At 68.9% G+C, this 21,974-nt stretch carries 26 protein-coding genes and 1 tRNA gene; 17 read left to right on the top strand and 10 right to left on the bottom strand.

The window, feature by feature from the left end; genetic code table 11:
• Window positions 1-5 precede the first annotated feature (5 nt).
• From glp to QE449_RS16320, 4 genes are all read left to right on the top strand, one after another.
• Window positions 6-1,262: a gephyrin-like molybdotransferase Glp gene (gene glp / locus QE449_RS16335; RefSeq protein WP_056447044.1), complete on the top strand. Its 1,257-nt coding sequence runs from the start codon at window positions 6-8 to the stop codon at window positions 1,260-1,262.
• Between the two features lie 31 nt (window positions 1,263-1,293).
• On the top strand, window positions 1,294-1,944 hold the full coding sequence (locus QE449_RS16330; protein ID WP_027504111.1) for a GNAT family N-acetyltransferase: 651 nt from the start codon (window positions 1,294-1,296) through the stop codon (window positions 1,942-1,944).
• 207 nt (window positions 1,945-2,151) lie between these two features.
• A complete protein-coding gene (glpR, locus tag QE449_RS16325) occupies window positions 2,152-2,916 on the top strand; it encodes a gephyrin-like molybdotransferase receptor GlpR (protein ID WP_027504110.1) in 765 nt (254 codons plus the stop codon).
• Between the two features lie 62 nt (window positions 2,917-2,978).
• Window positions 2,979-3,054, top strand: a tRNA-Ala gene (locus QE449_RS16320).
• A 13-nt stretch (window positions 3,055-3,067) separates the two neighbouring features.
• Here QE449_RS16320 and QE449_RS16315 read toward each other — a convergent pair.
• Window positions 3,068-3,817, bottom strand: a complete 750-nt coding sequence (locus QE449_RS16315) for a hypothetical protein (protein ID WP_222650140.1) — start codon at window positions 3,815-3,817, stop codon at window positions 3,068-3,070.
• A 149-nt stretch (window positions 3,818-3,966) separates the two neighbouring features.
• On the opposite strand from QE449_RS16315, the gene QE449_RS16310 reads away from it, so the two are divergent.
• From QE449_RS16310 to QE449_RS16300, 3 genes are read left to right on the top strand one after another with little or no spacing between them, the layout of a single operon-like run.
• Window positions 3,967-5,298, top strand: a complete 1,332-nt coding sequence (locus tag QE449_RS16310) for an MFS transporter (RefSeq protein WP_222627659.1) — start codon at window positions 3,967-3,969, stop codon at window positions 5,296-5,298.
• A 44-nt stretch (window positions 5,299-5,342) separates the two neighbouring features.
• Complete coding sequence (locus QE449_RS16305; protein ID WP_222638306.1) at window positions 5,343-6,017, top strand: response regulator transcription factor; 675 nt, start codon at window positions 5,343-5,345, stop codon at window positions 6,015-6,017.
• Window positions 6,014-7,399 (top strand): HAMP domain-containing sensor histidine kinase, encoded by a 1,386-nt coding sequence (locus QE449_RS16300; RefSeq protein WP_307109160.1) that lies wholly within the window; start codon window positions 6,014-6,016, stop codon window positions 7,397-7,399. The genes QE449_RS16305 and QE449_RS16300 overlap by 4 nt, the downstream gene beginning before the upstream one ends.
• On the opposite strand, the gene QE449_RS16295 is transcribed toward QE449_RS16300, so the two are convergent.
• The 6 genes from QE449_RS16295 to QE449_RS16270 all read right to left on the bottom strand — a co-directional run bounded on the left by QE449_RS16295 (window position 7,326) and on the right by QE449_RS16270 (window position 11,918).
• Complete coding sequence (locus QE449_RS16295; RefSeq protein WP_056447053.1) at window positions 7,326-8,300, bottom strand: TAXI family TRAP transporter solute-binding subunit; 975 nt, start codon at window positions 8,298-8,300, stop codon at window positions 7,326-7,328. The two genes, QE449_RS16300 and QE449_RS16295, sit on opposite strands and share 74 nt — an antisense overlap.
• A 28-nt stretch (window positions 8,301-8,328) precedes the next feature.
• Entirely contained in the window at window positions 8,329-8,823 is a 495-nt protein-coding gene (locus QE449_RS16290; RefSeq protein ID WP_056447056.1) for a type II toxin-antitoxin system RatA family toxin, read from the bottom strand.
• A gap of 26 nt (window positions 8,824-8,849) precedes the next feature.
• On the bottom strand, window positions 8,850-9,248 hold the full coding sequence (locus tag QE449_RS16285) for a hypothetical protein (RefSeq protein ID WP_307109159.1): 399 nt from the start codon (window positions 9,246-9,248) through the stop codon (window positions 8,850-8,852).
• On the bottom strand, window positions 9,242-9,886 hold the full coding sequence (locus QE449_RS16280; RefSeq protein WP_307109158.1) for an SDR family oxidoreductase: 645 nt from the start codon (window positions 9,884-9,886) through the stop codon (window positions 9,242-9,244). The genes QE449_RS16285 and QE449_RS16280 overlap by 7 nt, the downstream gene beginning before the upstream one ends.
• The gene (locus QE449_RS16275) at window positions 9,883-11,127 is read right to left on the bottom strand and encodes an aspartate aminotransferase family protein (RefSeq protein ID WP_307095328.1); all 1,245 of its coding nucleotides are present in this window, start codon (window positions 11,125-11,127) and stop codon (window positions 9,883-9,885) included. Before QE449_RS16275 ends, QE449_RS16280 begins: the two co-directional genes overlap by 4 nt.
• Window positions 11,128-11,375: 248 nt before the next feature.
• Window positions 11,376-11,918 (bottom strand): CGNR zinc finger domain-containing protein, encoded by a 543-nt coding sequence (locus tag QE449_RS16270; protein WP_027504105.1) that lies wholly within the window; start codon window positions 11,916-11,918, stop codon window positions 11,376-11,378.
• 59 nt (window positions 11,919-11,977) lie between these two features.
• Here QE449_RS16270 and QE449_RS16265 point away from each other — a divergent pair, with 59 nt between their 5' ends.
• The 5 genes from QE449_RS16265 (at window position 11,978) to QE449_RS16245 (ending at window position 15,267) form a co-directional block, all read left to right on the top strand.
• Complete coding sequence (locus QE449_RS16265) at window positions 11,978-13,000, top strand: DMT family transporter (RefSeq protein WP_082544602.1); 1,023 nt, start codon at window positions 11,978-11,980, stop codon at window positions 12,998-13,000.
• Between the two features lie 135 nt (window positions 13,001-13,135).
• Window positions 13,136-13,603: an effector binding domain-containing protein gene (locus QE449_RS16260; RefSeq protein ID WP_027504104.1), complete on the top strand. Its 468-nt coding sequence runs from the start codon at window positions 13,136-13,138 to the stop codon at window positions 13,601-13,603.
• A gap of 11 nt (window positions 13,604-13,614) precedes the next feature.
• Complete coding sequence (locus tag QE449_RS16255; protein ID WP_162247027.1) at window positions 13,615-14,037, top strand: effector binding domain-containing protein; 423 nt, start codon at window positions 13,615-13,617, stop codon at window positions 14,035-14,037.
• Window positions 14,038-14,304: 267 nt separating this feature from the next.
• On the top strand, window positions 14,305-15,000 hold the full coding sequence (locus tag QE449_RS16250) for a TetR/AcrR family transcriptional regulator (RefSeq protein WP_051612955.1): 696 nt from the start codon (window positions 14,305-14,307) through the stop codon (window positions 14,998-15,000).
• Between the two features lie 84 nt (window positions 15,001-15,084).
• On the top strand, window positions 15,085-15,267 hold the full coding sequence (locus tag QE449_RS16245; protein ID WP_307109775.1) for a hypothetical protein: 183 nt from the start codon (window positions 15,085-15,087) through the stop codon (window positions 15,265-15,267).
• A gap of 23 nt (window positions 15,268-15,290) precedes the next feature.
• Here the strand turns inward: QE449_RS16245 and QE449_RS16240 are convergent, their stop codons facing one another.
• Window positions 15,291-16,061, bottom strand: coding sequence for a ferredoxin reductase (locus tag QE449_RS16240; RefSeq protein ID WP_222650147.1), 771 nt, complete (start codon window positions 16,059-16,061; stop codon window positions 15,291-15,293).
• Between the two features lies 1 nt (window position 16,062).
• The gene (locus QE449_RS16235; RefSeq protein WP_056447072.1) at window positions 16,063-16,662 is read right to left on the bottom strand and encodes a sulfite oxidase-like oxidoreductase; all 600 of its coding nucleotides are present in this window, start codon (window positions 16,660-16,662) and stop codon (window positions 16,063-16,065) included.
• A 108-nt stretch (window positions 16,663-16,770) separates the two neighbouring features.
• Here QE449_RS16235 and QE449_RS16230 point away from each other — a divergent pair, with 108 nt between their 5' ends.
• Window positions 16,771-17,649 (top strand): SDR family oxidoreductase, encoded by an 879-nt coding sequence (locus tag QE449_RS16230; RefSeq protein ID WP_307109157.1) that lies wholly within the window; start codon window positions 16,771-16,773, stop codon window positions 17,647-17,649.
• A gap of 62 nt (window positions 17,650-17,711) precedes the next feature.
• Window positions 17,712-18,926, top strand: coding sequence for an arginine deiminase (gene arcA, locus QE449_RS16225; protein WP_027504489.1), 1,215 nt, complete (start codon window positions 17,712-17,714; stop codon window positions 18,924-18,926).
• 60 nt (window positions 18,927-18,986) lie between these two features.
• Here the strand turns inward: arcA and arsC are convergent, their stop codons facing one another.
• Complete coding sequence (arsC, locus tag QE449_RS16220) at window positions 18,987-19,328, bottom strand: arsenate reductase (glutaredoxin) (protein ID WP_027504100.1); 342 nt, start codon at window positions 19,326-19,328, stop codon at window positions 18,987-18,989.
• Window positions 19,329-19,355: 27 nt separating this feature from the next.
• Here arsC and QE449_RS16215 point away from each other — a divergent pair, with 27 nt between their 5' ends.
• From QE449_RS16215 to QE449_RS16205, 3 genes are all read left to right on the top strand, one after another.
• Window positions 19,356-19,715: a GntR family transcriptional regulator gene (locus QE449_RS16215; protein WP_027504099.1), complete on the top strand. Its 360-nt coding sequence runs from the start codon at window positions 19,356-19,358 to the stop codon at window positions 19,713-19,715.
• A gap of 76 nt (window positions 19,716-19,791) precedes the next feature.
• Window positions 19,792-20,226, top strand: coding sequence for a DoxX family protein (locus QE449_RS16210; protein ID WP_027504098.1), 435 nt, complete (start codon window positions 19,792-19,794; stop codon window positions 20,224-20,226).
• Between the two features lie 59 nt (window positions 20,227-20,285).
• Complete coding sequence (locus QE449_RS16205; protein WP_373428308.1) at window positions 20,286-21,974, top strand: BCCT family transporter; 1,689 nt, start codon at window positions 20,286-20,288, stop codon at window positions 21,972-21,974.

Here is a 21,974-nt window from a genome sequence, read left to right as displayed (position 1 = left end):
TGCGGATGCGCTCGGTTGAGGAGCAGCAGTCGAGAGTGACGGCTGCAGCGGTTGCCCCCCGGCCGGTGCGAGTCGCCATCTCCGAGGCGCAGGGTCTGCTCTGCGCGGAGGAAGTGGTGACCGAGCGCCCGCTGCCCGGATTCGATCAGGCGGCCATCGACGGCTATGCGGTCCGCAGTGTGGACATCGCTGCCGCGGGGTCGGCCACCGACGACGACGGCGCACCCGTCGACATCTCGCTGCCCGTGGTGGGCGAGGTCGCGGCGGGGTCGCGTCAGCCCATCCGTCTGCAGCCGCGGCAGGCGGTGCGCGTCGACACGGGTGCACCGCTGCCCACCCTCGCGGACGCCGTTCTCCCCGTGGAGCGAGCGAAGTTCGCGCGCGGCCGCATCGAAGTGCTCGCACCCGTGCGTTCCGGGGAGTACGTGCGCCGCATCGGTGACGACGTGCAGCCCGGCGACGTCGCCGTGCGGTCCGGGACCATCATCGGCGCAGCGCAGGTCGGGCTCCTCGCAGCCGTGGGCCGCGACAAGGTCCTGGTGCATCCCCGTCCCCGCCTCTCGGTCATCTCGATCGGCGGCGAACTCGTCGACATCGAACGCACACCGGGCCAGGGCCAGGTGTACGACGTGAACAGCTACGCCCTCGCTGCCGCGGCGCGGGACGCGGGCGCGGACGTCAACCGCATCGGCATCGTCAGCGGTGACGCGAAGCGGCTGCGCGAGGTGGTGGAAGGGCAGCTCATCCGCTCCGAGATCGTCGTCATCGCCGGAGCCGTCGGCGGCAGCGCGTCCGAGGAGATCCGCGAGGCGCTCGAGGACTTCGGCGACATCGAGGTCGGCCGCGTGGCCATGCACCCCGGATCGGTGCAGGGCTTCGGCCAGCTCGGTCGCGACGAGGTACCCACCTTCCTGTTGCCGTCCAACCCGGTGAGTGCGCTCGTCGTCTTCGAGGTGATGGTGCGGCCGCTCGTGCGCATCGCGCTCGGTCGACGCCAGCCCATGCGCCGCATCGTCACGGCCCGCACCGTCGGACCCATCACGTCCATCGCTGGGCGCCGCGCCTACCTGCGCGGCCAGCTCATGCGGGACGAGGGCACGGGGGAGTACCTCGTGCAGGCACTCGGCGGTGCTCCCGGCAGCTCGTCGCACCTGCTGGCGACGCTGGCGGAGGCCAACTGCCTGGTCATGGTCGACCCCGAGGTGACCGAGGTGCGGACCGGCGAAGAGGTCGACGTCGCATTCCTCGCGCAGCGCGGCTGACGCTCCGTCCTCTTCGCTAAGGTTTCGAAGTATGCCGCGATCGTGGTCGAGCCATCCCGGATGGCCGGCGAAGCTGGGACCTCTCGTGGTTCCCGCGGGCGAGGTGACGGTCCGACCGGTGCGTCTGCGTGACGCCGCGGTGTGGTCGCGGACCCGCATCGACAACCGCGCGCACCTCGAACCGTGGGAGCCCACCGGTGAGGCGCCGTGGGACATGCGGCACGCGATGTCGTCGTGGCCGCCCCTGTTCTCGAGCCTCAAGGCCGAGGCCCGGCGCGGGATGATGCTGCCCTTCGCCATCGAACTGAACGGCACCTTCGTCGGGCAGCTGACTGTCGGCAACATCGTCCGCGGAGCCCTTCGATCGGCGTGGATCGGCTACTGGGTGGCCAAGGACGTCGGCGGGCAGGGGGTTGCCACGGCAGCACTCGCACTCGGCGTCGACCACTGCTTCTCGTCGGCCGGGCTGCACCGGCTCGAAGCCACCGTGCGGCCGGAAAACGCTGCCAGCCAAGCGGTTCTGCGCAACGTCGGGTTCCGCCAGGAGGGCCTGCTGCAGAGGTACCTCGACGTGGACGGTGCGTGGCGCGACCACATCCTCGTCGCCATGACGGTGGGGGAGACGCCCGGAACGGTGGCGGACGTGCTGGTGCGCAGTGGTCGGGCGGCGTGGGCTCGGTAGTTGCCTCGAGGTTCCCGTAGGGGTTCCGTGTTCCCGCGCGTGCTGCAGTGTCCGCGGGAACACGCAAGCACTGCGGGAAGTTCGGCCTGTGACTGGAGTGACATGAGTGCACTCGTGTTCGGCGCGTCGTCGTCGGCGGTTCACCGCGCCCCACTACGCTGACGTGCAAGCTCACATGAATGTGATTCACGTCAGGAGGTGGTGGGTGTGCCCAATTCGGTGATCTGGATCGGCCTCGTCGCCATCTGGCTGTTCGTGCTCGTGCCGATGGTGGTCACATCGCGCCCGCGTATCCGCCGCACCACCGACGTCGCGCTCGCGACACGGGTCCTGCACCGGGGCGGAGCGCGGCTCCGCGTCGATCCCGGTCCCGCGGCAGGGCACCGCAGCGACCCCGACTGGCGCCCGTCCGACGACGACCTGCACTCGACCGACTCGCTTTCGGAGGATCCGATGGAGACCCAGCACGGCCACGAGAGCGACGAGCACGTCGACGAGTACTTCTCGGAGGACTTCGTGCCGCAGCGACGCGGCCGCGGCGGCTTCGATCCCGAGGCCGACGCCATCGCCCGCGCCGCCCGCTACGCGTTCCGTCAGCGCACGGTGCTCGGCTCCGTGTTCGTCATCGCGATGTCTGCAGCGCTGGGATTCCTTGCGAGCCCGATCTTCTGGTGGGTCTTCGCCGTCACCATCGTCGGGCTGTCGTCCTACCTGTTCTACCTCCGCCGCCAGGTGCGCATCGAGGAGGACATCCGTCGTCGTCGTATGCAGCGTCTGCAGCGCTCGCGCCTCGGTGTCGAGTCCAGCACCGACCCGGAGCTCAAGCTCACTCCCGAGCGCCTGCGTCGTCCTGGCGCCGTGGTGCTCGAGGTGGACGACGAGGACCCGGCGTTCGACCATCTCGAGCACTACGACGAGCACGTCGGCGACTCCCACCTCGACGTCCGCATGCGCCGCGCAGCGGGGGAGTGACCGGATTTCTGGCAGTCCCGCGGGGCTGCTAGAGTTCGAGACGATCCTGGTTCGCCGGGTCAGGGGCTGTGGCGCAGTTGGTAGCGCGTCTCGTTCGCATCGAGAAGGTCAGGGGTTCGATTCCCCTCAGCTCCACCACGTTCGACTCTCGTCACAGCGCATCGCGGAACTCGTCCAGGAACGGCGACGGCGTCTCCCGTCGGATCCGCCACGACCGCACCAGCCACATCTCGACGAGCTCGGGCCGTACGCGGCCCAGTCTCGCCCACTCGTCGAGCACCTCGCAGTAGTCGAGGTAGCGCCGCACGGTCATGGCCGACACCGAGGGATTGTCCACCCACCCCAGGTGCACGAGTTCCGACAGCGCCTGCTGGTCGAGGAGTTGCGGGCGGTGCAGCATGGTCTCCGACCCGATCGCCCACACGTACAGGGACATCGGAACGCGCCCGAATCCCGTGGCCCTCGGCCAGCCCGACCAGTCCCGGTGCGGACCGACGTCGATGAGCGCCGGCGCGCGGCGGCACTCGTCCAGTGCCTGCCGAACACCGTGCAGCCGACGGTCGCCGGCCGGCTCCTCGAGGTCCCGCGCATCGGGGAAGCGGCGAGCGCGGTCTCGGTCTCGATGACCGACGAGCCATGCGGCGCAGTGGTAGACGGTGGTCAGATCGCACCCGCTCCCGATGGTCTGCAGATCGCCGCGCCGCAGGAACCCGGTGCCGGTCTCGACGACGTCTCCGTCCTGACCTCGGGCGCGGACCCGCACCGGGATGCGCGCGCTCGTGAGACGACTGTTCCACCAGTCGAGGTCGATCTCCGCGAGATCACCCAGCACGTCGTACTCGTACGAACGGGTGCTGCACCACGCGAGGCACGCTTCGGGGAGCGCCGGCGTCGTCGTCATGTCGGCGATGGTGGCAGGTCCCACCGACAGCCTCGGTCGGGTTTGCAAAGTGTCTGTAAAGACTGCCCGCAGCCGTGCCTCATATGGCGCCGGTCACACCTAGTGTTCGTTCGGTGCATCCCCTGCACCGGACCGAAAGGTGACCATCCATGGCCACGACAGCCATCCCCGCGGGGCCTCCCTCGACGAAGCGGGCGGTGTTCAACACCATTCGCGGATCACTCGGCAACCTCGTCGAGTGGTACGACGTGTACGTCTACACGGTCTTCGCGTCGTACCTGCAGTCGAGCTTCTTCGCCGACGGTGAGCCCAACGCGGGCATCTACACGATGGGCATCTTCGCGATCACCTTCGTGATGCGCCCGATCGGGTCGTGGTTCTTCGGTCGGTACGCGGACCGGCACGGGCGTCGTCCCGCGCTGGTGTTCAGCATCTCGCTCATGGCGGGCTCGTCCCTGCTCATCGCGCTGACCCCGACGGCCGCGTCCATCGGGTCGGCCGCCGTGGTCATGCTCGTCCTCTGCCGTCTGCTGCAGGGCTTCGCGACGGGTGGCGAGTACGGCACGTCGGCGACCTACATGTCCGAGGCGGCCACGCCGGGGCTGCGCGGATTCTTCTCCTCGTTCCAGTACGTCACCCTGGTGGGCGGTCACGTCCTCGCCCAGGTCACGCTGCTGATCCAGCAGAGTGTCCTGACCGACGAGCAGATCGCCTCCTTCGGCTGGCGCATCGCGTTCGGAATCGGCGCCCTCGGCGCCGTGGTGGTGCTGTTCCTGCGTCGGAGCATGGACGAATCCCTGCAGACCGAGGTCGACGGCAAGCGCAGCGGCTCGATGACCGAGCTGTTCACCGCGTACCCGAAGCAGCTGCTCATCTGCTTCCTCGTGACCCTCGGCGGGACCGTCGCGTTCTACACCTACAGCGTCAACGGGCCGCTCATCGTCAAGAGCACCTACGCCGATCAGGGCATGACGGCGACGTGGATCAACCTCGCGGCGCTGGTGCTGCTCATGGTGATCCAGCCACTCGGCGGACTGCTGAGCGACAAGATCGGGCGCAAGCCGCTGCTCGTCGGGTTCGGCATCGCGGGTGTGCTGTGGTCGTGGACCTTCCTGAACCTGCTGCCGCGCGTCGAGACGCCGATGGTGTCCTTCCTGCTGCTCGCCGGCACCTACGTCATCCTCACCGGCTACACCTCGATCAACGCGATCGTGAAGGCGGAACTGTTTCCCGCGCACGTGCGCGCTCTGGGACTGGGACTCGGCTACGCACTGGCCAATTCGATGTTCGGTGGCACGGCTCCGGTGATCTACGAGGCCGCCAAGGAGAACGATGCGCTCGACGCCTTCGGCATCTACGTCACCATCGCCATCGGTGTCTCGCTCGTCGTGTACGTCTTCGTCCTGAAGAACCGCGCACCGACCTTCCTGGACGCCGAGCAGGCACGCCGAGCGGACAGGAACGAGGCGGCCGTGTCCTGAGGTCCGTGCGTTAGGCTTTCCGCGCCGGACGGGAGGGCCTGACGATGCAGATTCTCGTCGTCGAGGACGACCTCGGAGTCGCCGACGCACTCACACAGTCGCTGCGTCGGCAGGGCTGGGCGGTGCGGCACGCCGCGACCGGGACCGCGGCGCTCGACATGGTGGACGACGCCGATCTCGTCCTGCTCGACATGGGGCTCCCGGATCACGACGGCCTGTGGGTCTGCCGCCGGATCCGGGAGCACTCGTCCGTTCCCATCGTGGCGCTCACGGCGCGGCGCACCGAGGATTCCGTGATCGGCGCTCTGCGTGCGGGTGTCGACGACTACGTCACCAAGCCGTACAGCTTCGCGGTGCTGCTCGCACGGCTGGACGCGGTCGTGCGGCGCAGTGTCGGACGCGTCGCCACCGAGCCGGCCGTCGATCTCGGCTTCGACCTCGCTCGGGACACCCGCGAGGTCACCGCACCCGACGGCACCGTGCGCACGCTCACCGCGAAGGAATGCGAACTGCTCGTGGCACTCTCCCGCACACCGGACCGCCCCGTGAGCCGCGCCGCGCTCATGGAGGAGGTGTGGGACACGACGTGGGTGGGTGCCTCGCGCACACTCGACGTCCACGTCGCGTCACTGCGGAACAAGCTGAAGGACGTCGCCCGGATCGAGTCGGTGCGCGGTGTCGGCTATCGACTGGTCGCTCCCGCCGAGCCCGACGCGTGAGGAGACGGCTGCTCGCACTGGCGATCACGTTGACGGCCGCCGTGCTGGCGGCTCTCGTCGCGCCGCTCGTGGCCGCCCACGCGGAGGAACGGGCGATCACCATCCACGAACGGCGTCTGGCCGCCGCGACCCGGTTCGCCACCCTGGCCGACAGCGTCGGTGACGCGAGCTCTCTGGGACCCGATCTGATGCGGTACGGCGAGGTCACGGAGAGCACCCGCACGTGGATCGTCGACATCGACGGATCGGTGCTCGCACCTGCCGGCTCGGATCTGCCGGCCGACGTGCCGGGTCTGGCGGGCGCGGTACGCGACGCGCTCGCGGGAACACCGACCTCCGCTCCGACTGCGCTGTGGCCGTGGCAGACCGAGCCGTTGATCGTCGCGACGCCCATCGGCCGGGACGCGCAGATCCTCGGTGCCGTCGTCATGCTGGAGAACACATCGGCCGCGCGGGACAACGTGCAGCGAGCGATGGTGCTCGCCGCGGCGGGCGGCGCCGTCGTCCTCGCGCTCGTCGCCTGGCTCGTGGGAGTGCCACTCGTCGGCTGGGTGGTGCGGCCGGTCGACGATCTGACCACCCGCGTCGAGCAGCTGTCCCGCGGCCGCACTCCGACCGAGGGACGCCACGTCGGGCCTCCCGAACTCCGGCGGCTCGCGGAGTCGTTCGACGACATGGCGGCGAACGTGGAGCACTCCCGGCAGCAGCAGCGCGAACTGGTCGCGGACGTGTCGCACCAGTTGGCCAATCCGCTGACTGCACTGCGGCTCCGGCTCGAGAACCTGGCCGTGGACGATCCCGCCGTCGAACCGGTGCTCGCCGAGACCGAACGCATGGCGCGCTCACTCGACGCGGTGATCGAGATCAGCCGCGCGGGAGGCTTCGACCGACGCTTGTCCGAGGTGGACGTCGCCCGGCAGCTTCGCGAGCGGGTCGCGCTGTGGGCGCCGTTGTTCGAGGATCTGCTCACCGTCCGGGTCGACGTCGACACCGCCCCGGCGTTCCTGGAGGAGGACCTCGTCCCCACGGTCCTCGACGTCCTTCTGGACAACGCGCTGAAGTACGCGGAGGGTCGGTCCGTCGACGTCGCGCTGGAGCAGGCCGGCGACGCGTGGCGAGTGACGGTGCGCGATCACGGTGACGGCGTCAGTGCCGCCGAAGCCGCCGAGCTGGGGCGGCGCTTCCACCGACTCGAACGACACGCCGGCGTCGAGGGCACCGGACTGGGTCTCGCGATCGTCGTCCTCCGCGTCCGCGACGCCGACGGGAACGTGGTCTTCGAACCCGCCGATCCCGGCCTGCGGACGGTCATCTCACTTCCCGCGCGTCTCGATCGCGGAACCACCGCAGCGCCCCCGGATGCAGCGGGACCGGCTGGGTGAACATCCCGGCGGCGACGGTCGGCTGCCGGACGTCGGGCACGGTTCGTGCGATCGCGTCCTGACGGTCGAAGACGACGGACGTGAACCCGTAGGCCGTGTCCTCGCGGAGCGTCGGCGTCGCGATGAGGTACGTCTTCACGCTGACAGTCTGGACGGCGGCGGGCAGACGGTACGGCCCGGCCGGCAGCGGACCGGTGACGTACTGCGGACCCCAGGTCGACACGAGTCCCTCGACCAGTCCACCGAGATCCAGCGCGCGGATCGGTGTGCGCGCGCCCAGCTCGACCAGTGCCCGCACCGGGAACCCGCTGACGAAGGCCAGCGCGTCGACGCGTCCGGAGCTCAGCGCCGCCGTCGCCTCGCCGAGCGGCTGCGCGACGAAGTCGACGTCCGCCGTGTCCACTCCTGCTGCGGCCAGGCACCTCTCGGTCACCGACCGGGTACCCGAGTCGGTCTGGCCCGCGCTCAGGCGCACGCCCGCCAGGTCCTGGATCCCCGTGACCGGGGAATATACCGGGACGAGGATCTGCAGGAAGCTGTCGTAGAGCCGGGCCAGCGCGGTCAGGGGGACCGGGGAGTCGAAGGCCCCTTCGCCGCGCACCGCATCGAGTGCCGTGTCGCCGAGGCAGAACGCGACGTCCGCGCTGCTCGACGAGAGGTCGAGCACGTTTCCCACGGAACCGCCGGTCACGAGGACCTCCGAGCGCACACCCGGCAGCACCTGCGAGGCCTCTGTGCGCAGAGCCGCGCCGTACTCGTCGAACACCGCACCCACGTTGCCGGTGGCGATGCGCAGTCGGCCGGAAGCGTCCTGCCACCACGTATCTCGGGAACACCCCGCCAGGGCGGCGGCGGCCGCAGCCACGCCGGCCCCGCGGAGGAACTGCCGTCGGCCGAGCACGCGTTCAGCATAGGCCGGGGCCGGTCCGTCAGCGCTGAGTGAGCCGCGACCCGGTCTCGACGGAGACGACGCCCGAGCCGAAGAGCCCGTCGACGATCTGGTGCACGCCGGTGGCCAGTTCCTGTGCGGCGACCGGATTGAGCATGTCGGCCATCGACGGGATGCCGATGTCGACGGCGGCGTCGAAGGCCATCTCGACGGCGCCGTCGGCGGTCTCCCGCACCGCCCACCGGCCGTCGAACGATCCCAGGTCGCCGCTCGACTGCTCGAAGGTGACGGTGCGGCCGGGCACGTCGACGGTGTCCGTCTCGACCCACTGCAGCAGACCGCCGCGGAAGTGGGTCGACCACGACGACGATCGAACGTACCCGGCCGCGTCCCGCGACTCGGGATCCGTCACGGTGATGCGGTCGACCATGGGTACGTGATCGCCGAAGGAGGCGAAGTCGCTGACCCGATCGAACACGTCGTCCGGAGTGACGCCGGTGAGGGTGGCGATCACACTGATGATGCTGGGGGACATGAGAACTCCTCGAATGGAATCGACGGTCAGGCGGACTGCAGGACGGGATAGGCGCCGGGGGAGCGCTCCACCAGATGTCGGGCGGTGAGGCGGGCGGAGCGTTCGATGGTGCCCGCCGTCTGCGCGGGAGGGAGGGGTCCGGACCCGAGCGACGTGGGAAACGGGCTGGTGTTGAACAGGTTCGCGACGGAGGCGAGGAGATTGGCGAACTTCGTCTGCGACGCGGGGTCGAGCAGGTCGAAGAAGGCCGGCTTCCACAGGCGCTGGAACACGTCCGGGTGCAGCCGGCGAGGCGCGTCCACCGCGATCCCGAGGCGGGTGGCCTCGTCGACCAGCACGGCGACGAGCGAGTCGATGTCCAGTGCCGCGGCCCCGCTGGTGACCCACACGTGCTCGCGGTCGTACTGCCGCGGGTGGTTCACCACCGTCGCGATCGACCGTGCGACGACGTCGCACGGCACGAAGTCGTACTGCAGCGCGCGTCCTCGCACAGGACGACCGGCAACGACCCGCGCAGGAAGGCGCGCACGAGGGTGTGCAGCCCCTGCAACTCGGAGATCTCACCGGTCTCGGAATCGCCGCACACGATGGACGGGCGGACGATGGTCCAGTCGAGGCCGCTGCTCCGCACGAGATCCTCGCCGTCCCTCTTGCTGGCGATGTACGCACCGGGGTGCATGGTGGCGAGTCCGCCGGTGACGTCCGGGATCACGGGTTGGCCGACGAAGGCGGTGCTGACGTGCACCAGGCGTGCCGACGCGTCCCGGGAGAGCTCCACGATGTGGCGGACTCCGTCGACGTTGACGGCCCGGGTGGACGCGTCGTCGATCCCGAAGTCCACGACGCCGGCGCAGTGCACGACGGTGTCCACGTCGCGGGTGAGGGCGGACCACGTCCGGTCGTCGAGTCCGAGGTGTGGCGCGCGGAGGTCGCCGCGGACAGTGATCCCCGAGTGCTGCACGGCCCGTCGACCTTCCAGCACGACGACGTCGTGGTCCTCGGTGAGGGCGCGGAGCGTCGGCAGTCCGACGACGCCGGAGGCTCCGGTCAGCAGAATCGTCATCGGTGTCCTTTCGAGAACGTCTCGCGCAGTGCGTCGCCGACGGCGGTGAGCATCCAGTCGACATCAGCCTCGGTCATCGTGGCCGGGGGAGTGAAACGCACGACTGGACTGGCGTTCAGGGAGTGGTTGGCCACGACGCGCCGGTCGAGCAGCGCGAGCAGGAAGCGGCCGGCGGTGCCGGCGTCGCCGAAGTCCAGCCCGATGAGCAACCCTCGACCGCGGACCTCCACGGTCCCGAGATCCGCTGTGAGTATGCGCAACTCGTCGAGCAGTCGTCCGCCCGTCCGTGCGGATCGCGCCACCAGCTTCTCGTCGTCGATGACCTCGAGCGCGGCGCACGCGGCCGCCATCCCCAGCGGCGCACCGGAGAAGGTCGACGTGTGGATGCCGAAGTCGATGTCGAAGGCACGGAAGGCGCGCGGTGTCGCGACGGCGGCCGACACGGGAATCACGCCGCCGCCCAGACTCTTTCCCACGAGGACGATGTCGGCGTCGACGGCGTCCCGCTCGCTCTCCCACATCAGGCCGGTGCGTCCGAGGCCGGTCATGATCTCGTCGATCACGAGGAGGGCTCCGCGTTCACGGCACAGTGCCGAGGCGACCGCGAGGTAGTTGCGGGGCGGCAGCACGACCCCGCCCTCGCCCTGCACGGGTTCGAGGACCACGCAGGCGTCGGAGGCGTCGTCGCCGAGTGCGTCCGACAGTGCCTGGACGTCGCCGTACGGAACTGTGGTCGCCGCGGTGAACAGTCGACGGAACGGGTTCTGATACGACGGATTCGCCGTGAGGGCGAGCGCGCCGAGGGTCTTGCCGTGGTAGCCGCGGCTCGCCCCGATCAGGCGATGGTGGCCGGCGCTGCAGGCCATCTTGACGGCGGCTTCGGTGGCCTCGGTTCCGGAGGCGCCGAAGTAGACCTTCGACAGCGGGTCCGGCAGGCGGGCCGCCAGTGCCGCCGCGGCCTCGGCCACCCGAGGTTCGAGCAGGGTGCGGGTGGAGACGGGATGGCGTCCGAGCTGGGCGATCACCGCGTCGACGACGCGGGGATGCCGGGCGCCGAGCAGGAGGGTCCCGTACCCGCCGCAGTTGAGGTACTCGACGTCGTCGGTCGACCACAGTCTGGCTCCGAGCGAGCGGTCCTCGACGATGTCGCCCAGCATGGAGGCCACGCGTGCACGAGACTCGGACAGATGCGCGCGGGTGTGGCTCTGCACCCGCCCGTCGAGGGACGTCGAGATCGACATGGTGTGGCTCCCGAGACGAGGAGAAGCGATGAGGCGTGCGGCCCGGCGGGCCGCCGCGATCACCGACGGTAACCCCGGCTGCAGGTGGCGTCAAAGCCACCGATGAGTCGTATGATGTTGCGCCACAACAGATGGAGCGAACCACCGTTATCCTGTGGGGCAGTTCCGAGTGGCTGGTCCGGTGACCACGGAGTGAATCCGGATCATCAGAAATTATGCGAATATCGGTTCACCGGGACCGGCGGTCGTCAGATCTTCTTGCGGGCCCGGTACGCGGCGACGTTGGCGCGGTTGCCGCAGTTTCCGGTGTCGCAGTACCGCCTCGATCGGTTGCGGGAGAGGTCGACGAGCACCGCGTCGCAGTCCGGTGCGTCGCACAGGCGGAGCCGCTCGAGCTCGTCCGACCGCACCATGTCGGCGAGGGCGACGGCGGTCTCGGCCGTCATGCGATCGGCGAGGGGCGCGTCGTCGTCGCTGACGTGCATGTGCCAGCCCCAGTCGCCGTGGCGGGTGAGGTACGGCCGGGCGTCGGATGCGGCCAGCATCGCGTTGACGACGGGTACGACGGCGTCGGGTTCGCCCGTCTCCCACAGCGCCCGCCAGGCCGGGCGCAGGGCCCGCACGGCGTCGAGTTCCTCCTGTGTGCCGTCGCGGCGCCCCGTCCACTCGTGCTCGTCGAGCATCGACGACAGGGTGCTCACGTCAGGGAGGTGGTCCTCGCCGTTCGCGGCGGTGTTGATCAGCGCCGCCGCCCAGACGAGGGCGGTGCGTGTGTCATGAGCAAAAAGCATTTGACTCCTGACCTTCCGGGTCTCTAGTGTCATGACCAATCTACAGTTACGGTCATGACATGACGGGCGACGTACCCGACGGTGTGGCCGGATCCTCGAAAGGGCCGCTCATGGTGTCCTCCCGTTCCGGTGTCGCGTTCGCCGTGACCTCCGCGATCGCGTTCGGAATGTCGGGCCCGTTCGCGAAGGCGCTCACCGACACCGGGTGGTCGCCCGAGTCCGCGGTGCTCGCTCGCATCGTGGGCGGTGCGGTGATCCTCCTGCCCGTCGTCGTCCTGCTGCGCCGCGGCGCACTCCGCGGGGTGCTCTCGGCTCCCGTCACCGTCGTCGCGTACGGCGTCGTCGCGGTGGCAGGAGCCCAGGTCTGCTTCTTCAATGCGATCCAACACCTCTCGGTGGGTGTCGCACTCATGCTCGAGTACCTCGGGCCGGTCCTGGTGATCGGCTGGATCTGGATCACCACCCGGCGGCGCCCCCGCCCGACGACGATGGCGGGTGTCGCACTCGCGCTCGGCGGTGCGCTGGTCGTGCTCGACGTGTTCGACGGCGCCGTGTTCGATCCTGTCGGCGTGCTCTGGGGACTGTCCGCCGCCGTGTGTCTCGCGTTCTACTTCGTGGTGTCCGCGAAACAGGGTGACGCCGTCGATCCGTTGGTTCTCTCGGCCGCCGGACTGGCGGTGGGCGCCATTGTGGTCGGCGTCGCCGGAATGCTGGGAATGGTTCCGTTGCAGGTGTCGACGAACGACGTCGCTCTCGACGGCCGGGCGTGGCCGTGGTGGACTGCCGTCGCAGTGCTCGCCCTGGTCTCCGCAGCCGTCGCGTACGTTTTCGGGATCATGGCGTCCCGCGCTCTCGGGGCATCGACCGCATCGGTGATCGCGCTGGTCGAGGTGCTGTGCGCGGTGGTTGCGGCGTGGCTCCTGCTCGGCGAGACGGTGTCTCTCACTCAAATCGCAGGTGGTGCAGCAATTCTGACGGGAGCCGCCGTGGTGCAGTGGCGATCCGATGCACCGCCGCCCGTGGAGGCGTTGCCGGCCTCGGCAGGAATGGACGGATCGCACGGGGTATCCGTTCTCCCCTGACGCGGCACTGTATGGTGAGGGCGCGTCGTGGTATTCGGCGGGTGGGCACTTCTCCGGGCGGGGTCGCGAGTGCCGGTCCGCCGGAATGTCAGTGACCACCACGCGGACATCGAAGCCGTTGCACGGGAGCCCGTCATGACCATCGAATTCGTCGACCTCGCGGAAACGTGGGTTGCGGGTCTCCCTGTGCGTAGCCCGAAACGGGCGTTGGGCTCTCTCTATGACACCAATCTCGAACGTGCGTGGTCCGGAATCCTGAACCAGGACATCGGTGAACCGCTCGGGTCGATCTACACCGACTTCGTTCCCGCGATCGGGTCCTACAGCACGCAGATCGTCGGGTACCGCGTCGCGGACGGTGACGTGCGCCGCGGGCACATCGTGGCGCGTGTGCCGGCGGGTCGCTATGCGAAATTCTCAGCAGTCGGCAATTTTCCGCAGGTCCTGACGACGCTGTGGAACGAGATCACCCACGCGGAGGAGATGGGGTCCTTCACTCGCGCCTTCACCGGTGAGTTCGAGGTGTATCCCCACGCGTACAAGATCGAGATGTACGTTCCGGTCGCGACGCCCGGCTCGCGGGGCGTCGGCGGTGCGGGATGACGTTCCGTCTCGTGGCACGTCCGAGCATGGTGTTCGGCGGACTGGTCGTGCCCGGTGTCGATCCCGGACCCGAGGGCAGCGCCAGCGATCTCGTCGTGTTCCTGCGTGAACGCATCCGCGAACGCGAACCGGAGGACGCCGACGTCTACACCGTCTACGTCCCGGATCAGCGTGGTGTCTGCAACGTCGTCGTCGGCGTACCTCGTGGGAACGTCGACGACGTGCCGATCGGCGACGTCTTCGTCACGGTTCCGTCGGGAGCGTTCGCGGTCTTCACGCCGTCGATGACGCTGCCCGACCGGGCGGAGGACGCGTGGGCGCAGGCCGAGGAGGCCATCGCCGACGGCTCGATCGTGCGCGCCGGCGGGGTGGAGTTCGAGTGCCTCTCAGCCGACGGGAACGTCGAGATCTTCGTCGCCGTCTCGCTGCAATGACGTGCGCCGACGTCCGGTGCCGGCGGACGAGAAGTCGGCTCTCGTCGAGATAAAGAACCTACCGACGAGTAGAAGCAGTCGGAGCGGTGCCTGGACTCGCTCGAGCGCTGGTCGTCATTGTGATTTTGTCTCGAGTGCATTTCTGTGGCGGTGTTCGAGTCCAACCTGTGCCTATCATGATCACGCGCAGTAGAAGGGTGTGACACGGGATTCACACCGGCGGTTCGGAGCACCGGTCCGAACGCGCGTGACTAGTGGGGAGTAACAATGGTCAGGCAATTACGTGCAGAGGCAACGCGGTCCGCGGCCCTGCGGGCTGCCGCCGATCTGTTCCTGCGGGTCGGCCACGCCACGGCGACCCTGAGCCAGGTCTCGGCGGAGTCGGGTGTGACCAAGGGCGCGCTGTACTTCCACTTCGCGTCCAAGGAAGAGCTGGCGCGCGCGCTCGTCGACGAGGGTCGTGAGCGTGTCGCGGCCGCCTGCACCGGAATGGTCGACAGCCGTTCTCCCGCACTGGAATCCGTCATCGGGATCACGTATTCCGTTCTCGACCTTGCCAATACCGACAACCTGGTGCGCATCATGTACCGCCTGCAGCTCGAGGTGGACGCACCGGACCCCACGCGGGGGAGCGTCTTCGGTACGTGGCAGAACATCTTCTCGCACCTCTTCGAGCGTGCCATCGAGCACGGTGACGTCATCGACTCGCTGGACGCCGAGACCGCGTCCTGCCTGGTCTCGGAGATGCTCAGTGGCGTGCTGATGGTCGCCGAGGGCACTGCGCGCCTCGACGGTGCCGCCGTGCGCATGGAGCAGGTCTGGCACACCATCCTGCCCTCGCTCGTGCCTCCGGCGAAGCTCCCGTACTTCCGCGAGTTCGCCTCGCGAAGCCTCTCCAGCTTCGTACGCGATCGCTCGGGTGCCGACGCCACCAGCGACACCGGCGTCTCCAGCAACCACTAGCGTTCGGCGCTCTCCCGGCGCACACTGTGACGTGAGACACACGGCATCGTGTGTCGACCGCACGAGTGACGTCGGGAGAGACCCATGGAAGACATCGCCACGCGCGAACGCACCGACCGCCGCATGTCCGACAACGAGCTGCGCAAGGCCATCCGCGTGCTGCAGTCACGCGCGGACGACGCTCGGAAACGCGGTGACGCCGACGATGCCGCACGCATCGAACGCACTGTCTGCGACTACCAGGACGAGATGACCACCCGCCTCTGAACTCGGCCGGGCGGGGACGGTTGTCAGCTGGGTCCGAAGCGCTCCGTGCGGATGTTCGCCGGTGCATGTCCTCGCTCGACCAGCATGTCCGCGACCGTGTCGACGAAGCTCGTGGGCCCGCAGATGTAGCACCGCGGCTCGAACTCGGCGGGCCACCCGTGCGCGTCGAGATCCTCGATCGTGATGCGGCCGAGCGGCCTGCGGGAGCCGGTGGGAGCGCGCCGCGTGTAGAGCGTGGTGACGTCGACTCCCGCGGGCGGATGCGCCCACTCGTCGGCGAAGTACACCTCCGCCGGTTCACGGACCGAGTAGAGCACGCGGAACGGCACCCGGCCGCCGCTCGATCCCGCCGCGGCCTGCGCGCGGACCATCGCGCGGAGCGGAACGATGCCCGAGCCGCCGCCCACCAGCAGGACAGGCGGTGACGGGGTCTCGGTGGGTGCCGACGGCCGCCAGACGAACCACCGGCCGACGGGTCCGCGGATCTCGAACCGGTCGCCCACCTCGACGGCGCCGACGAGGTAGGGGGACACCTCGCCGTCGGAGACGTTCTGCACGGCGATCTCGATGCGCGACGTGCCGTCCGGTGCGGAGGCGAGGGAGTAGCTGCGCTGCGCGCTGTACCCGTCCTCGGCGGTCAGCTTCACGTCCACGTGCTGTCCGGCGAGATGTCCCGGCCAGCCGTCGACGTCGAGCACCAGCGTCGAGGCGGTCGGTGTCTCGCGCCGCACCTCGAGCACGGTCGAGACGAGCCAGGGCCTGGCCCCGACCCCGGCCGTGGATCCGGTGGTCACGTCAGTCGCCCTGGTATCGCTGCTCGCGCCACGGGTCGCCGTAGTCGTGATAGCCGCCGCGCTCCCAGAATCCCTGTTCGTTCTCCTCGGTGAGCTCGATGCGCGAGACCCACTTCGCCGACTTCCAGAAATACAGGTGCGGCACGAGAAGCCGTGCGGGACCGCCGTGTTCGCGTGCGAGCGGCTCTCCGTCGAACTCGGTGACCAGCCAGGCCTTCCCGTCTCGCAGGTCCTCGAGGGGCAGATTGGTGGTGTATCCGTCGAAGCCGTGCACGACGACGTACCCCGCCTCGGTGTCGAGACCGTCCAGCAACACGTCGAGACTCACGCCATTCCAGTTGGTGTCGAGCTTCGACCACTTGGTGACACAGTGGATGTCGACCGTCGGGGTCTCGTGCGGCAGCGCGGCCACCTCGTCCCACGTCCAGGTCCGGGTCTCACCGGTCTCGGACGTGATGGAGAACGACCACGTGTCGGTCGCGACCACGGGCGCGGGCCCGATGGCGAGAACCGGGAAATCGTTGGTCAGGTACTGGCCGGGGGGAGTCCGGCCGTCGTCGCCGCGCCGGCGGCCCACGAAGCCCTTCGAGATCAACGCCATGGTGGCAGATTCTGCGCCGGTCGTCGGGACTCTGACAAGTCGGAGCGCGCACACTCGACCGGTAGTGTCGGGCACCACAGCAGGCCGGCGAGGGGGGAGTGCGACGCGATGGTGCAGAGCAGGCTGGGTGGGAGACGTCCGCGGCGGTCGTGGACCGACCTGCGCGGGGCAATCGTGCTGGTCACCGGCGCCGCCAGCGGCATCGGTCGCGCCACGGCCATCGAGGCCGCGCGGCGTGGGGCGCGGCTGGTCGTCACGGACATCGCGGAGGCGGGACTGGCCGCCACGGCCGCCACCATCGCCGAGAACGGCGGCAGCGTCGTCGCCTCGCGTGCGCTCGACGTCTCCGACCACGACGTCGTCGCCTCGTTCGCGGACGCCGTGCACGCCGAGGTGGGCAGCGTCGACGTCGTCATGAACGTGGCCGGGATCTCCGCGTGGGGCACCGTCGAGAACATGGCCCACGAGACGTGGAAGGCGCTGATCGACATCAACCTGATGGGCCCGATCCACGTCACCCAGTGCTTCGTTCCCCCGATGATCGCGGCGGGTCGCGGTGGGTACCTGGTCAACGTGTCGTCGTCGGCCGGCCTGCTCGCGTATCCGTGGCACGCGGCCTACAGCGCCAGCAAGTTCGGCGTGCGCGGCATGTCCGAGGTGTTGCGCTACGACCTCGCCCGGCACGGCATCGACGTCTCGCTCGTGGTCCCCGGGGCGGTGCGGACACCGCTCGTCGAGACGGTGGACATCGCCGGCGTGGATCGCGACGACCCACGCGTGAGAAAGCTGACCGCACGCTTCGAGGCCCACGCCGTGTCGCCCGAGGTGGTCGCGGAGAAGATCCTGACCGGGATGGCGAAGCGGCACTTCCTCGTCTACTCGAGCAACGACATCCGGGTGGGGTACTGGGTGTCGCGCAAGTTCGCGCGCCCCTACGAGATGACCATGCAGGCGGCCAACGACTACTTCTCCCGACTGCTGCGCTGACCTCACACGCGTGTCGCGGCGGAGCGCGTGCCGAGTCGGCGCTCACGCACTACCGTTCTGGCATGGACGCGACGGCTCCGCTGGGAGCGGATTCCGAGGTGGGAACGCTCCGGACGGTCATGCTGCACCGCCCTGGCGACGAGCTGCGCCGACTCACCCCACGCAACAACGATCAGCTGCTGTTCGATGGACTGCCGTGGGTGGACCGCGCTCGCGACGAGCACGACGCGTTCGCCGACCTGCTGCGAGGACGCGGTGTCGAGGTCCTCCTGCTCGGTGATCTGCTGACCGAGACCCTGGCCCTCAGCGGTGCCGCACGCGTGCAGGGTGTCGCCGCCGCGGTGGAACCCCGGCGGCTCGGACACGTGCTCGCCCGGGACCTGGCGACCTACCTCCGCGGCCTGCCCGCACCCGAACTGGCGACCGTGCTGATGGCGGGCATGACCTTCGACGAACTGCCGGTCGCGGACGACTCGGGTGTCTCGCTGGTCCGGCGCATGCACCACGGCGGCGACTTCGTCATCGAGCCGCTCCCGAACCTGCTGTTCACCCGCGACTCGTCGTTCTGGATCCAGCAACGCGTCGCGATCACGTCACTGGCGCTGCGGGCCCGCGCTCGGGAGACGTCGCTGACGGATCTGATCTACGCCTTCCATCCACGATTCCTCGGTGTGCGCCGGGCCTACGAGTCGCACACCGCGCCGGTGGAGGGCGGCGACGTGCTGCTGATGGCGCCCGGCGTCGTCGCCGTGGGAGTCGGTGAACGCACCACGCCCGCCGGTGCCGAAGCGCTCGCGCGCAGCCTCTTCGACGACGACCTCGCGCACACCGTGCTCGTGGTGCCCATCGCGCAGGAACGGGCGTCGATGCACCTGGACACCGTGTGCACGATGGTCGACACCGACGCGGTGGTGATGTACCCGATCATCCAGGACACGCTGTCCGCGTTCACGATTCGTCGCGAGGACACCGGTGTGACCATCACCGGCGCGGGCCCGTTCCTCGACGCCGCGGCCGACGCCATGGGTATCGGCAAACTGCGGGTCATCGACACCGGACTCGACAACGTCACCGCCGAACGTGAGCAGTGGGACGACGGGAACAACACGCTCGCACTGGCTCCCGGCGTCGTCGTCGCGTACGAACGCAACGTCGAGACCAACGCGCGCCTCGAGGCGTCGGGCATCGAGGTGCTGCGCATCTCGGGATCGGAACTGGGGTCGGGCCGCGGCGGACCCCGCTGCATGTCCTGCCCCGTCGCCCGCGATCCCGTCTGACCTCCGGCCTTCCCGCTGACCTCCGGCCGGCCTCCGGCCTTCCCGCAGATGTCCGGCCGGCTAGAGGACCGTGCTCACCGTGGCCGCCGGGCGCGCCAGGACGGTGCCCTTCTCGCCGACCACGAAGGGCCGCTCGATGAGTACCGGATGCGTCAGCATGGCGCGCAGGACCGTCTCGTCGTCGGCATTCGCGAGATCGAGTTCCTTGTACAGTGTCTCGCGCTTGCGTACAGCGGTGCGCGGGGTGAGGCCGGCATCGGAGATGAGGGCTCGCAACGTCGCCTCGTCCGGCGGGGTGGTCAGGTAGGGCACGATGGTCGGCTCCACCCCCGCGTCGCGGATGGCCGCGAGTACGTTGCGGGACGTCGAGCACCGGGGGTTGTGATAGATCGTGACGGACATGGAGCAAGTATGGCGGGAGTGGGACCGATGAGGTTCACGATCGACGGTGCGTCGGGGACGGCGCCGTTCGACCAGGTGCGGTCGCAGATCGTGGCCGCGGTGCGGTCGGGGCAGCTCATCGCGGGATCGAAACTGCCGACGGTGCGAGCTCTCGCGGCGACGCTGGACCTCGCTCCCAACACGGTGGCGAAGGCGTACCGCGAACTCGAGAAGGACGGCGTGATCGAGACCCGGGGGCGGTCGGGCACCTTCGTGGCGGCCGGCGGCGATCCTTCGGCCGGGGCAGTGCAACTCGCGGCCACGGAGTACGTCCGCGCGGCGCGTCGCGCCGGCATCGACGACGAGGTGGCTCTGCGCTACGTCCGGACGGCGCTCACAGACTCCTGACACCACCAAGGTTGACGCTTCAACCTAAGTGTGTCATCGTGATCCCGAATCCACCCCGACCCATCAGAGGATCACTGTGAAGACACCTGTCGTCGTTCGAGACATCGCCGCACTCGTCGCGCGCATCGCCCTGGGCGTCGTGTTCGTCGCCCACGGGTGGCAGAAACTGCGTACCAACGGGCTCGATGCCACCACCGCCGGCTTCGAGGGCATGGGCATTCCGGCCCCGCAGGTGTCGGCGTACTTCGCCACCTTCGTCGAGCTCATCGGTGGAGCCGCTCTGATCCTGGGCGTGCTGACGTCCGTCGCGGCTCTGCTGCTGGTCGTCGACATGGTCGGCGCGCTCGTTTTCGTGCACCTCGACAAGGGCGTGTTCGTCGGCGAGGGCGGCTGGGAACTGGTCGTCGCACTCGGCGCCGGAGCGCTTCTCCTCGCGGCAGTCGGCTCGGGCACGTACAGTGTCGACCGCGCATTCCGCCGTCCGAAGTCACGTGCACGCGTATCGTCCTGACCTGCAAAAACAGTCTGTGAACTTGCACCGGGGCGTCGAGGCGAGCAACGTGACGTCTCATGACATCGCGTATGGACACGGACACAGGACCGGCTGACACCCCACGCGATGATGCCGCGGACGTTCCCTCGTCCGCGGCATCTGCCGTGCTGCCCACCTCCGCGCACCCCGATGCGCAGGACCCCGGGTCGCAGGAACCGGCGCCGCGGCGCGCCACCCTCGACCCCGTGGTGTTCGGCGTCGCGGCAGCCGTCGTCACGGGCATCATCGTCTGGGGACTGGCCGGACCGACGAGCCTCGAGAACGTGACGTCCTCGATGCTGGACTGGCTCGTCACCAACATGGGCTGGCTGTTCATCATCTCCGCCACCGGTTTCGTGCTCTTCTGCATCTACCTGGCGATGTCGAAGTACGGACGTATCCCGCTCGGCAAGGACGGGGAGAAGCCGGAGTTCAAGACCGTCAGCTGGATCGCCATGATGTTCAGCGCCGGCATGGGCATCGGGTTGATGTTCTACGGCGTCTCCGAGCCGCTGACGCACTTCGTCACGCCGCCGCCCGGCACCGACAGCAGTGTCGGAACGGCCATGGCCACCACGATGTTCCACTGGAGCCTGCATCCGTGGTCCATCTACGCCGTCATGGGTCTCGCCGTCGCGTACAGCACCTATCGCCGCGGCCGTCGTCAGCTCATCAGCTCCGCCTTCCTCCCCCTGCTCGGCCGCCGCGCCGAGGGCCCGATCGGCAAGGTCATCGACATCCTCGCCATCTTCGCGACGCTGTTCGGTACCGCCGCCTCCCTCGGACTCGGTGCGCTGCAAATCGGTTCGGGTGTCGAGGTCATCGGCTGGCTCGGTGAGGCCGGCACGCTCCTGCTCGTCGCCATCGTCGCGCTGTTGACCCTCGCCTTCGTCGCGTCCGCGGTCTCCGGCGTCGCCAAGGGCATCCAGTGGCTGTCCAACATCAACATGGTGCTGGCACTCGTCCTCGCACTCTTCGTGTTCGTGCTGGGCCCGACGGTGTTGATCCTCAACCTGATTCCCACCACCATCGGCGACTACGCGAGCCAGCTGTTCCACATGTCGGCTCGCTCGGCGGCGTCGTCCGATCCGGAGACCGCGTCGTGGCTGTCGTCGTGGACGATCTTCTACTGGGCCTGGTGGGTCTCCTGGACCCCCTTCGTCGGCATGTTCCTCGCCCGCATCAGCCGTGGCCGCACCGTTCGTGAGTTCATCATCGGTGTCATCGTGATCCCGAGTGCCGTGAGCCTGGTGTGGTTCTCGATCTTCGGCGGAGCCGGTATCGGCGAACAGCGCGACGGCATCGACCTGGCCGCGCGCGGCAGCAGCGAGTCTCAGCTGTTCGGCATGCTCGAGAACCTGCCGCTCTTCGGGCTGTCGACGGTCGTCGTGATGATTCTCGTGGCCGTCTTCTTCGTCTCCGGTGCCGACGCGGCGTCCATGGTCATGGGCACCCTCAGTCAGCGCGGAACCCTCGAGCCCAGCCGCTGGGTCGTCGTGTTCTGGGGAGCCATCACCGGTGGCACCGCCGCGATCATCCTGTGGACGGGCGGCGCGGACGCGCTCAACGGCTTGCAGACCATGACAATCATCGCCGCGGCGCCGTTCGTGCTGGTCATGATCGGGCTGTCGGTGTCGCTCTACCGCGACCTGTCGCACGATCCACTGGTGCTCACGCAACGTCGTCGACGTCTCCGGCTGACGAAGGCCGGGCGCACCGAGCTCTGA

It is taken from the genome of Rhodococcus sp. SORGH_AS_0303, from assembly GCF_030819335.1.
Lineage (GTDB): Bacteria > Actinomycetota > Actinomycetes > Mycobacteriales > Mycobacteriaceae > Rhodococcoides.
Note: the sequence above shows the minus strand (reverse complement) of the source record. Positions and strands in the feature narration are given on the sequence as shown.